The sequence below is a fragment of the Amycolatopsis magusensis genome (assembly GCF_017875555.1).
Taxonomy (GTDB): domain Bacteria; phylum Actinomycetota; class Actinomycetes; order Mycobacteriales; family Pseudonocardiaceae; genus Amycolatopsis; species Amycolatopsis magusensis.
Genome location: NZ_JAGGMS010000001.1, coordinates 4,957,763 through 4,975,372, shown reverse-complemented (window position 1 = coordinate 4,975,372; position 17,610 = coordinate 4,957,763). Strand labels below are relative to the sequence as shown.

The 17,610-nt window shown below is 68.5% G+C and carries 8 protein-coding genes; 7 read left to right on the top strand and 1 reads right to left on the bottom strand.

Annotation, left to right across the window (positions count from 1 at the left end; translation table 11 throughout):
- Positions 1-4 precede the first annotated feature (4 nt).
- A complete protein-coding gene (locus JOM49_RS22255; RefSeq protein WP_245369418.1) occupies positions 5-934 on the bottom strand; it encodes a BtrH N-terminal domain-containing protein in 930 nt (309 codons plus the stop codon).
- 15 nt (positions 935-949) lie between these two features.
- Between JOM49_RS22255 and JOM49_RS43160 the strand changes: the two genes are divergently transcribed.
- From JOM49_RS43160 to JOM49_RS22225, 7 genes are all read left to right on the top strand, one after another.
- The gene (locus JOM49_RS43160; protein WP_245369417.1) at positions 950-1,222 is read left to right on the top strand and encodes a hypothetical protein; all 273 of its coding nucleotides are present in this window, start codon (positions 950-952) and stop codon (positions 1,220-1,222) included.
- 122 nt (positions 1,223-1,344) lie between these two features.
- On the top strand, positions 1,345-5,784 hold the full coding sequence (locus tag JOM49_RS22250) for a non-ribosomal peptide synthetase (RefSeq protein WP_209666178.1): 4,440 nt from the start codon (positions 1,345-1,347) through the stop codon (positions 5,782-5,784).
- A gap of 14 nt (positions 5,785-5,798) precedes the next feature.
- Complete coding sequence (locus JOM49_RS22245) at positions 5,799-7,361, top strand: HAL/PAL/TAL family ammonia-lyase (RefSeq protein WP_209666177.1); 1,563 nt, start codon at positions 5,799-5,801, stop codon at positions 7,359-7,361.
- Between the two features lie 12 nt (positions 7,362-7,373).
- The gene (locus tag JOM49_RS22240) at positions 7,374-10,709 is read left to right on the top strand and encodes a non-ribosomal peptide synthetase (protein WP_209666176.1); all 3,336 of its coding nucleotides are present in this window, start codon (positions 7,374-7,376) and stop codon (positions 10,707-10,709) included.
- Positions 10,706-13,690: a type I polyketide synthase gene (locus tag JOM49_RS44125; RefSeq protein WP_308158837.1), complete on the top strand. Its 2,985-nt coding sequence runs from the start codon at positions 10,706-10,708 to the stop codon at positions 13,688-13,690. Before JOM49_RS22240 ends, JOM49_RS44125 begins: the two co-directional genes overlap by 4 nt.
- Positions 13,691-13,737: 47 nt before the next feature.
- A complete protein-coding gene (locus tag JOM49_RS22230; RefSeq protein ID WP_209666175.1) occupies positions 13,738-15,963 on the top strand; it encodes an acyl-CoA dehydrogenase family protein in 2,226 nt (741 codons plus the stop codon).
- A complete protein-coding gene (locus JOM49_RS22225) occupies positions 15,960-17,213 on the top strand; it encodes a glycosyltransferase family 4 protein (protein WP_209666174.1) in 1,254 nt (417 codons plus the stop codon). The genes JOM49_RS22230 and JOM49_RS22225 overlap by 4 nt, the downstream gene beginning before the upstream one ends.
- The last annotated feature ends 397 nt before the right edge of the window (positions 17,214-17,610 follow it).

The window sequence follows — 17,610 nt, the reverse complement described above, 5'->3', positions numbered from 1 at the left end:
CCACCTACCTCAGCAATGCCGTGGCCGCCGACTCCAGCTGCCGCACCGCGTTCCGGTGATCGGCGACGAACCGGAGCGATCGCTCCCACAGCTGTTCGGCGACCGACTGCCCGCCGGCCGACCCGTGAGCGCCGAGAATCCGCAGCGGTGTCCACTGGCTGGCGAGGCGATCCACCGAGCGACCGGCGTACACCAATGCGTCACAGCCGAACCGGTTGCCGACCTCACGCAGGAAGTCGCCGTGCAACGCGGTGGCTGCCTGCGCGGCCCAGCCGACCGTGTAGAGCTCGGCCAGCGCTGTACCCGCCTCGTCGACGTTCGCCGCGCGCTCGCACACCCGCGTGAGCCAGCTCTCCAGACCGGTCAGCCCGGCCCAGCCGGGTCCGGTACCAGGGGCGGTGAAACCACGCGTGTTGGCGGTGACCACCTGGGCGACCCATTCCCTGTCGACCACCGGGAACTCGCCCATGGTGACGTCGATCCAGCGGCCGCGGATACTGGAGTCGGCGAAGAAGTAGTCCCGGGTGTGCGGCCTGGACTCGTTGACCGACGCCCGTGCCCGCATGAAGTCTTCGAGCCCGACCGGGCCGGTGTACTGGGGTGGGGTCGACTCCAGCAGGTACACCTCTCTCGCCTCGTCGTCGAACCCCCACACCACCATCAGGTGCGCGGCGTGCACATCGCCGAAGGCCGGCCGGATCGGCATGTGGAAGTTGTCCACCGCGACGATGGCAGGCCGGCCGTCGAGGATCGACGCACGAATGTCCTGCCATCCGCTCTCGACGTCGGCCGGTTCACGCCACTCGGCCCGAACCTGATGAAAAGGCATGAGATTCTCGCCGAGCGAAGGCCGGGGCGCCGGGTAGTAGAACTCCTCGCCACGCACCGGCTCCATATCATGGTAAAACCACCAGGAAGCGCCGAGGGCATTCATCGGATTCTGCCCCTGGTGCCGCAGCAGGGTGCCGAAGCAATCCTGCAGGCAGCTGCACAACTCATGGAACCAGAATTCCATGTCGTCAAGCAGAACTCTCATTTGACAGACCCCGAATATTTGTCCACCGATTGGCTATCGGATCCGATCCTTGCTGACGAGAACATGGACGTCAAGGGAAATGTTCCAGGTAACCACAACGCTTACCCAGTGGTCACCACAGCACTTACCGAAATGACGCGGAATAGTTCCACCACAGCTCGACCGGTAAGTCAAAATCATGACTGATCATTGCCGGAAATCGTGTTAGTTTCGATCTCAGTTGCTGAACGAACCCGTCTTGCGGAGGTGATCTCGCGGTGCGCCACGGTCCAGAGCGGCGTGATCACCCGGAGCCGATTCCGGCGTCCATGACGCAGGAGCGTTTCTGGTTCGTCGACCAGTTGCGGCCGAACACGAGTCTGCACAACCTGGCGTTCGGCATGGACATCGTCGGCGCGCTGGACACCGCAGCCGTCGAATGGGCGCTGACCGGGATCGTCCGGCGGCACGACGTGCTGCGTACCAGATTCAGCGTCCGGCACGGCCTGCTGACCCAACGATTCCCGCCCCTTGTGGAGGGCGTGCTGAGCCGCCACGAGGTGACCGGCCCAGACCAACTGGAACGGCTGACGACGTCGATCGCTCACGAGCCGTTCGACTACCACTCGGAATCCCTGGTGCGGGTGGCATTGGTCGATGGGCCTGCCGAGCGGCACCGACTGGTCCTCGTGGTCCATCACGCGATCTTCGACGGGTGGTCGCTCGGCGTGTTCCTCGCCGAGTTCGGTGAGTTGTACCGCAGCCGGGTGGCCGGGCGGCCCGCCGCACTGCCGGACCTCGACAACCAGTACGGCGACTACGCGGTGTGGCAACGTGCGGAACACGACAGCGGCGCCTTCGACGCCGACGTCGCCTACTGGGTCGGGCAACTGGGCGACGGGTGTCCACCGCTCGAACTCGCCACCGACTTCCCGCGGCCCACTCGGCAGCGAATGCGGGGAAGGGCGCATCGATTCACCATCGACGCCGAGGTCGCCGATCGGGTGCGGACGATCGCGGCCGGGGAAGCCGCCACTCCATTCATGGCGTGGCTCGCCTTGTTCCAGCTACTGCTGTGGCGGCAGAGCGGACAGCCGGACTTCTGTATCGGCGGACCTGTGTCCAACCGCCACGACGAACGCTGGGAACGTCTACTCGGCCCATTCATCAACGTCCTGGCCTTCCGCACCGACCTCAGCGGTGATCCGACGTTCCGTGAGTTGCTCGCCCGCGTCCGGAAGACGGTCTCCGACGCACTCGTCCATCAGCAACTGCCGTTGCAGAGCCTGACCGACCGGCTCGCCGCCCGGCCGGGCGGCGATGGCGGGCCCCTTTTCCGTGTCGCACTGGCATTCCAGCCGTTCACCGGTTTCGACTTCGAGCTCGCCGACGGCCTGAGCGTGCGAACGTTCCCGGTGGATGTCGACCATGCGCAACAGGACCTGTCGCTGTTCTTGACCCCGGGGCCGGCCGAGATCGACGCGATGGTCCAGTACGACACCGACCTTTTCCGCCAGGACACCATCGAGCAGCTCTTCGCCGACTTCCAGACCATGGCACGACAACTCACCCTGGACCCGGACCTGCCGATCGCGCGCTTGCGCGCCACGGCATCAGGTCACCAGGAGCCGGCGGATCGCGCGCAGCTGTTCCCGTTGGCACGTCAGCAACCGCGCTGGTGGTCTGCCGAGCGGGAATGCCCCGGCGACCCAGCCTGGAAGATCGCGACCATCGAACGCGGCGTGTTCGACAAGGCCGCTCTGGGCGCCGCGGTGCGCCGGCTCGAACAACGAAATGAGGTTCTGCGCACTCGGGTGTGCCTGGTGGACGGCGAACCGCGACTGCGGGTTACCGCGCCCGGCGATCTGGTTCTGCGCGAACACGCTCGCGGGACGGACAGAAACCCAGACGCGGTCGTCGCCACGGTGCTCTCCACGCCCGTCGATCTCACCGTTCACCCCCCGGTGACCGTCGACCTGATTCCCGACGGTGACGAGTTCATCCTGCTCGTGGCGTCGCACCGGTTCGCGGTCGATGAACCGTCCCACCGTCTCCTGCTCCGCGATCTGCTCGCCGGCCAGGCCGACCGCGGAAAGGGCCCGGAGTTCGTGGACTACGCCCTCCGGCAACGTCGGCGGCTGACCGGTGCGCGGATGGCCAGGCTCGAAACGTACTGGCGCGACGTGCTGGCCGGTGCGACCCCGGTGGCCGGCCTGGCACCACGTGCCAAGACACCGTCCACCCACGCGACCGGTCTGCCCGTCAGTGCCCCCGTCGAACAGGTGGACGCGCTGTGCCGCAAGGAGAACCTGCCACTACAGCCGGCGGTGATCGCCGGGCTCGCCGTGGCCCTCCAGCGGTACACCCATCAGCAGGACCTTGTTCTCGGTGTCCACGCACCGGACCCGGAGTCGGACGGCACTGTGGGTTGCTTCGCCGACGTGCTGCCCGTGCGTGTTGTCGTCCGTCCACACGACACGTTCCGTGGTCTCGTCACCCAGACCGCGGAACGCTATCTCGGCGCCCTCGAACACCGGGACGTGCCGCTCGGCCTGGCACCGGCGATCACGGCGACGGTACGGGTCACCGATTCCCCAGCGTCCGACGTGACCGAGGTCGTCACGAGCGCACCGTTCGAGGTCACCTTCGACGTCAGTGCAAGCGGTGGCCGCCTTGAAGGCACTGTGTGGTGTCAGGCCGATGTGGTCGCCGCGCCGCGATTCGGCGGGAGCCTCGAACACCTGCTCGCCGAACTCGGCGCGCGGCCGGACCGGCCGATCGCGGAGATACCGACCCTGCCGCCCGGTGAGTACCGCGCCGTCCTCGGCGCGCTGGCGCAACCGGACTTCGAGGCCGTCGACGCGACGCTGCACGGTCGGTTCGAGGAGTGCGCCACCCGCACTCCGCTCGCGCCGGCGCTGAGTGACCTCGGTCGGCAATGGACCTATCGCGAGCTGAACGAATGGGCCAACCGGATCGCGCACGGCCTCATCGGTTCGGGTGTCCTGGCCGAGCAGCCGGTAGTGCTGCTGATGCGCAACGGTCCGGTGGCGGTGGCGGCCCTGCTGGGGGTGCTGAAAGCGGGCGCGATGTTCGTCTGCCTGGACCCGAGCAGTCCGGCTGACCGGATAATGAAGACCCTGGCCGGCGTCGATCCCGCCCTGGTGGTGCTCGACCTGGCCACAGCAGCCGAGCACGCCTCCACACTGCCCGCACGCGTGCTGGTGCTCGCGGAGGACGCGAGCGATACGAACACCCCCTTCACCGTCCACGACTTCGCCGACCAGTCGCCGGCCGACCCGGCCCGCGGGGTGACCCCCGGCGACCTCGCGTACCTCGCCTTCACGTCGGGCTCCACCGGAGTGCCCAAGGGGATTCCCCACCGCCATCGCGATCTGGTGCAGTTCGCCCAGTGGCAGAGCGACCAGTTCGCCATCGGCCCCGGCCTGCGCCTCGGCCAGCTCGCGTCGCTGTCGTTCGACGTCGCCTACTGCGAGATCTTCGGAGCGTTGTGCCACGGTGCCACCCTGTGCACCCGGCCACCGTCGGCCCCCGTCGATCCCGCCGGGATCGGCGAGTGGCTGCGCGACCAGCGCATCACCCTGCTGCAGATCATCCCCGGCTTGTTCGCGGAGGTCCTCCGCGCGCTCGAGACACGCGGGCGGACCGAGCGGTCGCTCGCGGAACTGCGCACCGTGTTGTTCGTCGGTGAAGCGTTGCCCGCCAGTCTGGTCAGGACACTGCGGGACAGGTTCGGTGACCGGGTGCGAGCGGTGAACGTGTACGGGCCGACCGAGGTCGTCGCGGCGACGTTCAATGTGGTGGGGCACGTGCGCGACGACGCGGCGACGGTTCCGATCGGCCGGCCGATCCCCGGGCGGCACCTGCTGCTCGTCGACGACACCGGTCACCTGTGCCCGCCAGGGGTGATCGGTGAGATCTGGATCGCCAGCCGGTACCTGTCCGACGGCTATCACTGCGGTGCCGGGCAGACCGGCACGCGCTACACGCGCAGCCCGTTCCCCGAAGTGCCTGGCGTGCTGTACCGGACGGGAGACCTCGCCGTACTGAACCAGGACGGCCTTCTGGAGTTCGCGGGCCGCACCGACAACCAGGTGAAGCTGTCCGGGATCCGGCTGGAGCTCGAGGACGTCGAGTCCGCCGTCGCCCGGCACCCGCACGTGCGGCGCTGCGCCGCACGGGTGTTCACCCACGAGGGCGCCCAGCGACTGGTCGCCTTCGTGGAAGCCGACGGTCCCGTCGACGACCTGCGAGACCACCTGCGCAGCAGGGTGCCGGCACACATGGTGCCTGCCGAGGTCGTGCTGTCGACCTCGCTGCCGCGCAACGTCAACGGCAAGATCGACCGAACCGCGTTACCCGAGCCATCCGCGGGTGGGTGGCCCGCCGCGGTGGGCGTGGCGGGTCGTACCCCGATCGAGCGGCATCTGGCCGAATTGGCGGCCGAGGTGCTCGGGGTCGCCGACGTCAGCGTCACCGCCGATCTGTTCGACCTCGGCGCCAACTCGCTCCAGGCCGCCAGGTTCGTCAACCGGGTCGACGAGTTCTACGGCGTCACGATCCCGCTCCAGGACCTGTTCGACGCGCCGACGGTGGCGGCGGTGGCGGCGGCCGTGGAGGCAGGCCGCCGCCTGCTCGGCCAGGCTGACCGGTTGAGCTCGATCGAACAAGACCTGGACGGCCTTTCCGACGACGAGATCCGCATCCTGCTCGCCCGCCGCCGGGCGACGCCGGCCGACACGAACTGAGGAGCAGGACGCCCATGGCAGAGCCCGCGACAGCGCAGTCCCCGACGCCGCTGTTCCCGGCCGACCGGCCGACGATCGAGGTCACGCTCGACACCTACCCACTCGCGGAGCTGGCCGCCATCGCCCGCGATCGTCCTCGGCTGCGGTTGTCGGACGCGGTCGAAAAGAACATAGTGTCCGGTGCCCGGTACGTGCGGTCGATCGCCGGCGAGGACCGGCACATCTACGGAGTGAACACCGGATTCGGTTCGTTGTGCGAAACCCGCATCGACCCCGACCGGATGTCCGATCTGCAGCACAAACACCTGGTTTCACATGCGTGTGGCATCGGCGAGCCGGTCTCGGAGTATCTCTCCCGGCTGGTGATGCTGGTGAAACTCCTGACGTTCCGAGCAGGTCGCTCCGGGATCACCCTGCAGACGGTGAACCGGATGCTGGACCACTGGAACACCGATGTGATCCCGGTGATCCCCAAGCGCGGCACGGTCGGAGCGAGCGGAGACCTCGCGCCGCTCGCACACCTCGCCCTGCCGTTGATCGGGCTCGGGGAGGTACATCGCGACGGCGACATCGTGCCCGCCGACACCGCACTGGCCGACCTGGGCTGGCAGCCACTTCGACTCGGTCCCAAAGAAGGACTCGCACTGACCAACGGCGTGCAGTACATCAACTCGCTGGCCGCCGACTCGATCCTGCGGGCAGGCGAGCTGATCAGGTGCGCCGACCTGATCAGCTCGCTCAGCATCCAGGCGTTCAGCTGCGCCGAGACCTTCTACCAGCAGATCCTCCACGAAACCTCGCTACACGAGCAGCGCGGTGTGGTCGCGGCGAACCTGCGCGCGCTGCTGGCAGGCAGCAACCACCACACCCTCTCCGGATGCAACGCGGCGAAGGAGGACCCGTACTCGTTCCGTTGCGTACCGCAGGTACACGCCGCAGTACGCCAGACGCACGGCTTCGCCGAGGATGTGGTGTGGCGGGAATGCAACAGCGTTTCGGACAACCCACTGTTCTTCGCCGAGAGCGACCAGGTCATTCTCGGCGGCAACCTGCACGGTCAGTCGACCGCCTTCGCACTGGATTTCCTCGCCATAGCCACGAGCGAACTGGCCAACATATCCGAGCGGCGCACCTACCAACTGCTGTCCGGCCAGCACGGCCTGCCCAGCTTCCTCGTCGCCGAACCGGGACTCGACTCCGGGTTGATGATTCCGCAGTACACCTCCGCCGCGCTCGTCAACGAGAACAAGGTGCTGTCCACCCCGGCCAGTATCGACACGATTCCCACCTGCCAGCTCCAGGAGGACCACGTCAGCATGGGCGGCACCAGCGCATACAAGCTCGACCAGATCATCGGCAACACCGAGTACGTACTGGCGATCGAGCTGATGACCGCGGTGCAGGCGATCGACCTCAACCCCGGGCTGCGGCTGTCCCCTGCCACGAAGTCGATCGTCGACGAGTTCCGGCAACGAATCCCCTTCCTGTCCGAGGATCGACTGCAGGCCAGGGACATCGAGCTGGCCAGAGACCACCTGCGCGACAACCGGGCCGCCTGGGCAGCATCCCTGACCTGACAGGAGACGGTTATGACCTCGGCAGCCGACGAACGGCGGGCGCTGGCCGAACTGCTACTGCACGAGCAGCTGGCCGCGGAGCGCGCCCGATCCGGTGTTCACCCGCGGCAGGATCCACGGAAACCGGTCCCGTTGTCCCCCTCCCAACTGCGCATTTGGCTGGCCGAACAGCTGACACCCGGCGTCGGCGCCTACAACGAACTGGTCGCGATACGGCTCCGCGGACCTTTTCTGCCCGACCGGATCGACCGGTGCGTCGCCGCGGTGGTGGAGCGGCACGAGGCGCTGCGCACCGCGATCGTCCTGGCCGACGACGGCCCGGTGCAAACCCCGGTCTCCGATGTGTCGGCGGATGTGCGCGTCGAGTCCCTACTCCAGCTCCCCGCCGGGGCCAGGGAGTTCGCCGCGGGCGAGCTGGTCCGCGAGGCGGCGGAGCGGCCTTTCGACCTCGCCCGGCCACCGCTGTTGCGGGTCAGGGTGATCCGGCTCGCCGACGACGAGCACGTGCTGGCGGTCGTGACGCACCACATCGTGTCCGACGGTTGGTCCATCCGCATCGTCCTGGAGGAACTGACCACCGAGTACGCGGGGGGCAACACGGTCGCGCCAACCATCCAGTACGCCGACTACGCGCTCTGGCAGGTCACCAGGCTGGGCCGCGGCGAACTGGATGGGCAGCTGGACTACTGGCGGCGACAGCTCGACGGGGCACCGCGAGCGCTCGAGCTGCCGACCGACCACCCTCGGCCCGCCGTCCCCACCTACCGGGGCGACGAGCAGACTTTCGACCTGCCCCCGACCACGGTCACCGCGCTCACCCGGCTGGCCAGAGGCGAGAACGCCACGCTGTTCATGGTTCTGCTGGCCGCGTTCCAGGTCGTTCTGGCCCGCCACGCCCGGCAGGACGACATCGTCATCGGCACACCGGTCGCCGGACGGCCGCGCACGGAGACCGAACAGGTCGTCGGCTGCTTCATCAACACCCTGGCACTGCGGACGTCCCTCGCCGGCGCTCCCACCTTCCGGGAACTGCTCGGGCGGGTGCGCACGGTGGTGCTGGAGGCGTTCGAGCACCAAGAGATCCCGTTCGAGCGGATCGTCGAGCACTCGCGGCAGTTGCCCGACGCCAGCCGCAATCCCGTGTTCCAGGTGATGTGCGTCCTGCACAACATGCCACTGGAACTACGCGGCCTGCCGGATGCGCGCGCGGAGGTCATCACCGGGCTCGGCAGGCACGCGAAGCTGGATCTCACGCTTGGCTTCGTCGAACACCGTGGTGGGCTGACCGGCCACCTCGAGTACAGCACCGACCTGTTCGAACCGGCCACCATCGCACGGCTCGCCGGTCATCTCACCACCGTTCTCGACGGGATCGTCGCCGATCCCGACCGGGCGATCGGCGACCTGCCGCTGCTCACGGAGAAAGAGCGATCGGCGCTCCTGACCGAGTGGTCGACGCCTATCGTCCACAGTGGACCCGATCGTCGCGTGCACGAGATGTTCGCCGACCAGGTGCGCAGGACGCCCGAAGCTGTCGCCATCGTCGACGGCGACCGGCACATCAGCTACGCGGACCTCGACGGACGCGCGAACCGGCTCGCGACGTGGCTGCACGCCCTCGGGGCGCGACGAGGCACGCTGGTCGCGCTGTGCCTTCCGCGCTGCGCGGAACAGGTCGTAGCGATGCTCGGTGTGCTCAAGGCCGGAGCCGCGTACATCCCGATCGACCCCGACGATCCCATCGAGCGGATGCGGACCGTGCTCGACGACAGCGATGCACAGTTCCTGGTCACCACCGATGCCTTCACCGAACGGCTGTCCTGGGCCCCGGCGCGGGTCCTGGCGATCGAGTCGGTACCGCGGGACAACGGCTCACCACCACCGCGAAGTGGCGACCCCGCCGACCTCGCCTACGTGCTCTACACGTCCGGTTCCACCGGAAAGCCCAAGGGTGTGCAGATCGAGCATCGCAACGTGACGCGGCTGTTCCAGGAAGTCCGCGACCTGTACGAGATCGGCGCCGAGGACAGCTGGGTGATGTTCCACCACTACGGCTTCGACGTCTCGGTGTGGGAGGTGTTCGGCGCGCTCCTGCACGGCGGGCGACTGGTGATCGTGCCGTATTCGGTCAGTCGCTCCCCCACCGAGTTGCACAAGCTGCTCGCCGCGGAGAAGGTCACCGTACTGTCGCAGACGCCCACCGCGTTCGCCGGGCTGATCGCGGCCGACAAGGACGCGCCCGAGCGGCTGGACCACCTGCGGCTGGTGGTTCTCGGCGGCGAACGCCTCGACTTCCGATTGCTGGCCCCCTGGCTCGAGCGGTACTCGCGAGGCGCACCCAGCGTGGTGAACATGTTCGGCCCGACCGAGACGACCATCTGGGCCACCCGGCGGCCGGTGACGGGAACCGACACCAGGTCCGCCCGCAGCTTCATCGGCACGGCTCTGCCACACGCACGGTTGCTCGTGGTGGATCCCGAGTTGCGGCCGGTTCCGGTCGGTTTCGCGGGGGAACTGCTCATCGCGGGCCCACTGGTCGGCCGCGGCTACCTCGACCGGCCCGAGCTCGACGCGACGACGTTCGTCACCGATCCGTACGTACCCGGACGGCGGTGCTACCGCTCGGGCGACCTGGTGCGCCGCACCGGCAACGACGACCTGGAGTTTCTCGGGCGCATCGACGACCAGGTCAAAGTCCGTGGCTTCCGGATCGAGCTCGGCGAGATCGAGGTAGCCCTGCGAGCACATCCGGATGTCACCGATGCCATCGCGGCGGTGCGTGAAGACGCGACCGGCGCCACCACGCTCGGGGCGTACGTGGTGAGCACCTCGGTGCCGCGGCCGGCCCCACGCGATCTGCGGGCTTTTCTCGGCAGTTGCCTGCCGAGTCACATGATCCCGTCGGGCTTCGCCTTCCTCGACCGGGTGCCGACCACCGTCAGCGGGAAAGCCGACCGCCAGGCGCTGCCGCCGATCTCCACGATCACGGGCGACACCGATCGGGCATATCGCGCCGCACCCCGCAACGCCACCGAGGCGGTGCTGGCCGAGAGGTGGGCCGGCCTGCTGGGCGTCGAGCAGATCAGCGTGGACGACAACGTCTTCGAACTCGGAGCACATTCGGTGATGGCGGTTCGGCTGCACCGCGCGGTGCGCGGCACGGTGCCGGAGTTCAACGTGATCGACATCTTCCAGTACCCCACGGTGCGGGGTCTTGCCGAGCACGTTCTCGGCAAGACGTCCACTACGACGCAACTGGACGAGGCCCGCGACCGCGCGGTACGCCGCAGGCAGGCACGGAGGCGGCACCGGCCACAGCGGAACCAGGCCAAGGAGGACCAGCCGTGACGGGCGATCCCGAGACGAGCGTGGCGGTCATCGGCATGGCAGGCCGGTTCCCTGGCGCGGTCAGTGTCGACACGCTGTGGCAGAACCTGGTCGCCGGCAACGAATCCATCTCGTTCTTCTCCTGTGCGGAACTGGTCGAAGCCGGCGTGCTCGCGGCGACCGCCGACGACCCCAGGTACGTGCCGGCGCGCGGGATCGTGCCCGGTATCGAGGGGTTCGATGCCGAGTTCTTCGGCTACAACGCGCTGGACGCGCGGATCATCGACCCGCAGCAGCGATTGTTCCTCGAGTGCGCATGGGAAGCCATCGAACACGCAGGCCACGACACCACCCGCTCCGATGGCCGGGTAGGTGTGTACGCCGGCAGTGGGGTCAGCGGATATCTGCTGTCGCTGCTGGCCGACCAGCACACCGTCGAGACCGTCGGCCAGTACCGGATCATGCTGGCGAACGACAAGGACCACCTGACCATGCGGGTGGCGCACCGGCTCGATCTGCGTGGGCCCGCGATCACGGTGCAGACCGCGTGCTCCACCTCTCTCGTCGCGGTCCACCAGGCCATCCAGGCGCTGCTGGCCGAGGAGTGCGACATGGCACTGGCCGGTGGGGTCACCGTCGCCCTGCCGCAGATCGCGGGCTACCTTCACGAAGAGGAAGGCATCCTGTCCCCGGACGGACACTGCCGGGCGTTCGACGCGGCTGCCGCCGGCACAGTCGCCGGCAGCGGAGCGGGCGTGGTGGTGCTGCGCAGGCTGAGCGACGCACTGAGCGACGGCGACACCGTTCACGCGGTCATCATCGGCTCGGCGGTGAACAACGACGGCGCGGGCAAGTCCGGCTACACCGCACCCAGCAGCGCGGGCCAAGCCTCGGTGATCACCGAGGCCATCCACGTGGCCGGGGTCGACCCGGCAACGGTGTCCTACATCGAGGCCCACGGCACCGGAACCGCACTCGGCGACCCGATCGAGGTCGCTGCCCTCGGCCGGGCCATGGGCAAACCGGTCGGCGGCACCAGGGCGATCGGTTCGGTGAAGACCAACATCGGTCACCTGGATGCCGCGGCCGGGGTGGCCGGCCTGATCAAGACCGTGCTGGCCCTGCGTCACCGGACGCTCCCCGCGAGCCTGCACTTCACCGAGCCCAATCCGCGTGCCGGGCTCGCGGAGGCCGGCCTGCACGTCAACGACGAGTTGACTCCGTGGGACCGGCCGGCACCCGGCGTGCCACGTCGTGCCGGAGTCAGCTCATTCGGCATGGGCGGCACGAACGCACACGTCGTTCTCCAGGAGGCCGATCCGCCGGCTCCCACCGGCCCGCATCGGAAATGGCACCTGCTGACGTTGTCGGCCGCGACATCGACGGCGTTGCAGACCATGAGCGAGAATCTGGCCGAACACCTGACAGCCCCCGAGGCGGGCGAAGTCGGTGACGTCGCGTACACCTTGCAGGTCGGCCGCAGAGCCATGCGTCACCGGCGCGTGGTGATCTGCCAGCGCGCCGAGGACGCCGTGCGAGCCCTGCGGGGCGACGGCGACCCGGAACGCGTGGTCGCCGCGAGCGGCCGGCCCGTCGACCGCGGGGCCGTGTTCATGTTCCCGGGGCAGGGCGTCCGCTGGGTGGGCGCGGCCGGACTCTACGCCGACGAGCCGTTGTTCCGCGAGCACATCGACCGGTCGGCGGAACTCACCGCCGGCGATCTCGGGCTGGACCTCCGTGACCTGCTGGTCAGAGGTCACGATGCGGCAGCGATGCGGCGTACCGCGGTGGCCCAGCCCATCTTGTTCGCCGTCCAGTACGCGCTGGCGAAGCTGTGGATGTCGTGGGGCGTCCAACCGCAGGCCGTGATCGGGCACAGCGTCGGAGAGTTCACCGCCGCCTGCCTTGCCGGGGTCTTCGAGTTCGAGGACACGCTGCGATTACTGGTCACCCGGGGGAAGCTGATGCAGGACCTCGCACCGGGCGCGATGCTCAGCGTTCCCTTGCCGGAGGCCGATCTCGCCGAACTGGTGTCCGGCGAGGTCGGGCTGGCCGCCGTGAACGGGCCGAGTTTGGGGGTGCTGGCCGGGCAGGAAGACGCGATCGCCGAGTGCGAGGCCGAACTGGCCGGGCGCGGAGTGATCACCCGGCGACTCGAGACTTCGCACGCGTTCCACTCTCCCCTTGTGGAGCCTGCCATGGCCGGCTTCAACGCGGCCGTGGCGAAGACCGGGCCGCGACCGCCGACGATGCCGTACGTCTCGACGGTCACCGGGACGTGGATCACCGACGAGGAGGCGGCCAGTCCGGACTACTGGGCGCGGCACATGCTTGCCACCGTACGGTTCTCCGACGGCGTCGCGACCCTGCAAGCCACCCCGCCGCGAGCGCTGCTGGACATCGGGCCTGGTAGCACGCTGTTCAGCATGGCGAAGCAGCACCCCATGGCCGACACACCCGTGGTGGCCACATTCCCTACGCGCCGAGACATCGACCCCCTCACCCCCGCACTCGCCGGCCTGTGGGCCGCCGGCGTCACCGTCGACTGGAACGCGTACCACGGCGAACGCCGGTGCCGTCGGGTTCCGCTGCCGACCTATCCATTCGAACGCCGGCGGCATTGGGTCGACGGCAACGGGAAGATTCCGCGATCCACGACGACGGCGGCGGCCGACGCCACGCGGCCGAAGGATTCCGATCCGGTGGCCGAACCGGGCGATATGGATGAAGTCACGCAAGGGGTCTTGGACATCTGGCGCCACCTGCTCGGCTCCCCGCACGTTGGCCCTCACGACTCCTTCGTCAACCTCGGCGGTCATTCCCTCCTGGCAACGCAGATCACGGCCCGGCTGCGGGACAGGTTCCAGGTCCGCCTGTCCATCGAACGCTTCTTCGAGCTCGCCACTCCGGCCGGGCAGGCCGCCGAGATCGAGCGGCTGCTCCTCGAGGAACTGGAGTCTCTGAGCGACGACGACGTCAGACGGCTCACCGAATCGGACTGACCGACCCGTGTGCCCTGCCGCCCACCGTCGCCCAGGAGGCTTCGCCGATGACTCCCCGCTTCACCTCGGAACAGCGCGCGTTGCGGACCACGGTGCGCGCTCTGCTCGCCGATCCGGAGATCGATCTGCTTCGCCGCAGGCATCATGCCGCGACCGCGGCGGGAGACGAGATCGACGTGCGACCGGCGCACCGCAGGCTCGGCGAGCGTGGTTTGCTGGCGGTGGGGTGGCCAAGACAGTACGGAGGCGGTGGTCACGGCGCGGTGGAAGCCGCCATCGTGCACCAGGAGATCGTCCGAGCGGGCCTTCCCGACCTGAACTACGTGGTGTCCATCTGCTACGTCGGCGACTTCCTGCTGAACGCGGGCAGTCAGGACGTCCGGGAACGGTACCTGCCCCGCCTGGCCAGCGGTGAGCTCAACGCCTGCACGCTGTACAGCGAGCCCGATGCCGGGTCCGACCTCGGCTCCCTGTCGACCAGAATCGAACCCGTCGCCGGTGGGTACCGCCTCTACGGCACCAAAGTGCACGCGCAGGGCACACTCCACGCCGACTACGGGTTGGTGGCGGCGCGGATCGGGGAGCGGGCGGAGGCGAAACAGGACGGCATCACGCTGCTCTGGGTTCCGTTGCGCGCACCGGGGGTAGGGCTGGAACAGGTCCCCGGTCTCAGCGATCACGCCTTCAGCACAGTGGTGCTCGACGGTGTCGAGGTGCCCGCCGATCACGTCGTCGGCCCGGTGGGGCAGGGCTGGCCGCTGCTCAACGAGGCGCTCACCCTGGAGCGGACCGGGTTCGAAGCACACCTGAAGGCGCGGTCGTGGCTCGACGCGGTGATCGAGCGCGCCGAGCGCGCCGGGCTGCTGGCCGATCCGCTCGTCGCCGACCAGGTGGTCGCGCTGGACACCCGCGTCAGGGCGGGCGGCACGCTGGCATGGACCATGGTGGGCAAGCAGGCCGCACGAGAGATCGACAGCGTCGGCGCGGCGATGTCGAAGTGGTACAACACCGAGCTCGGCCGGCCGATCGCGCGCCTCGCGCTCGAAGTGGAGGGGCCGGCAGGCGCATTGTCCGGCCGCTACTCCGGCTCACCGCGACTCGGGCGAGCCGAGCACATGTACCGAGAAGCACCCGGCCTGACGTTGTCCGCGGGCACTTCGGAGATCATGCTCTACTCGATCAGCACCGGGCACCTGCGCGTGCACACGGAAAACAGCGAACCGAGCCGGCTCGACGAACCCCACCGGCAGTACCGGCGACGATTGTCCGGATTCCTGCGTACCAGCGACGTGGCGTGGTCGACCTTGCACAAGGGCAACGTCATCCGCCTTACGTTGCCCACGTCGGCGGGTGGCCTCGATGGGCGGCTCGGCGAGTCCCTTGTGGTCGCCGAAACGCTGGGCAGGGTGCTGGCGCGCGGCCCATGGCTCGCCACGGTCAGCCTGGCGGAAGCCCTCGCCCGAGGTGGACCGGAACACCCACTGTGGCCGTGGGTGCGCGCGGTGGCCGACGGCAAACACACCGTGGCAGTCAGCGCGCACCTGACCGGGGGACCGGACACCGTCGCGCTGGCGCCTGCCGATTCCGGCTTCCGCCTGACCGGCCGCGCCGAGCTCGTCCCCTTCGCCGACAGTGCCGACTTCCTTCTCGTGCGCGGTATCACCTCCGACGGCGACCGTTTCGTGCTGCTGGACCGGCGCCAGCCGGGCGTGTCGATCGAGCCGGTCGACGACCTCAGCGAGACGCGGTTCCACCGTGTCACCTTCGACGGGACGCCGGTCGACTGCCACGAGGTGTTGTGGCGGGCGACTTCGCTGGCCGGGCGAGACCTGCTGGCTCGCCTCTGGCTGCGCCAGGCCGGTTACCTGCTCGGACTGGCGCAGGGTGCGTTGGACCTGACGCTCGGATACACCAAGCGACGCAAGCAGTTCGGTACGACGATCGCCACTTTCCAGCACGTCTCCTTCCGCCTGGCGGAGCTGGCGACCCGCCTGCACGCCGCCCGGCAGCTGCTACACCGGCTGGCTGATGATCCCGACCACACCGGCCCGGCCCACAGCACCGCGGCGAGCACCCTCGCCATGCTCACCGAGCTCGCCGGCGACACCACAGCGACCGCGCTGCAACTGCACGGTGCCCATGGGCTGACCGATTCGGCGGAAATCCAGCGCTACTACCGCCAGGCCGCGGTGGAGGGCCTGGTTTTCGGCACCCCGCGCTACCTGCGCGCACTAGCTTTCCCCGACATTGTCAGCGATTCGAGGTGCTCATGAAGATCCTGCTCATCACCAGCGATTACCGCGCGACCCAGAGCGGCACTGGCGCGCACGTCCAATTCCTCAGCGGCGCACTGCGGCAGCTCGGCGTGGACGTGACCATCGCCGCGATGCCCATCCTGGCCGAAGAGCACGAGTCCACCGACGACAACGTGTTGCTGCACCCCCAGATCGGCCCGAAGATCGTCTGGCACGAGCAGGGTGGCGACTGCCTGGTCGGCGGACAACCCGGTCCGGAGTGGACGGTGGCACGCCAGTCCCAGTCGAACCTCGGGCTGGTTGCCGGGATCGACCGGGACCAGCGATTCGACCTGATCCACTTCCACGGCTTCCGGCCGGCCCCAGCGGCGGTCGCGCTCGGCGGGATCTTCTCCGCCCCACTGGTCATGACGAAGCACGGGTCGGTGCTGGGCATCCGGCTCGGGCCGGACGTGGTCGTCGAAAGCATCGGGGGCTGGTCGCTGTTCGCCGGTTGGAACCCGTTCGTCCTCGAATACGTTCGCGCTGTCGACCGTTACGCCCTGGAACACGCCGACCGGGTGATCGCGGTCAGCGAGGCGACCCGGCAGGACCTCCTGTACGACGACGCCGTCGCGGCGAAGAGCGTCGTGATATACAACGGGTCGGGACTGCCGGAGTGCACCGAGGAATGCGCGTCTTGGCGGGACGATCGGCCGGGGACCACCATCGGCGTGGTCGGGCGTCTCGTCCCCCAAAAGGGTATCGACATCCTCATCGAGTCGCTCTCGATACTCGGCCGCGAGGATCTGCGGATGCGGGTGGCGGGCAACGGCCCGCTGCTGCAACCCTTGCGGGACCAAGCCGAGCAACTCGGTGTCGGAGAGCGCGTCGAGTTCATGGGCATCCTCGGGCGCGATCGGCTGCATCGATTTCTCCACGAGTGTGACATCGTCGTCGCACCCAGCCGCTGGGATGCCTTGCCGCAGGCGGTGTGCGACGCTCAGGCGCTGGGCAAGCTAGTCATCGGATCGGCGGTCGACGGCATTCTCGAGCAGATCGTCAATCGGAAGACCGGACTGCTCTTTTCACCTGGTGACGCCAGTTCCCTGGCCGCCGCGATCACTTGGTCACTCGACCATCCCGAAGAGGTGGCGCACATCGCGTCGGCGGCCGCCGAACTCGGCGGCAACGTCTACTCCTGGCCCGACATCGCGGAGCAGACGCTCGAGGTGTACAAGCAGGTGATCAACGAGTTCCGGGACACCCATCAGCGCGCTGACCGGTAGGCAATGGCGAGCGCTCGACGATGCACCTTGACCCCCGGGAACGGCCGACCGCGTGGTCAGGCGGCTCGGTCAGCAGACTCATGTAGTTCGACCCAGCCCCCCGTGGGAGGGGTGATGTTCGTGCGTGCTGATGCGCCCGTGCGATGGTCGAATCCACCGACACCGACCAATCCACCACACCGGCCGCGTCCGCCGTGGCCAGAAGCCGCTGCAGCACAGCGTCCCAGGTGCCATCACCGGCCATCCGGCGATGCCACGTCCAGATCGTCTGCCACGGACCGAACACCACCGGCACATCCCGCCACGCGATCCCGCACCGCCAGCAGCATCCCCGCCACGAACCGGAACCTTTGTCAGACACGAGCCAGCGCGCTGATCACGTACGCCGGCGGGTCGG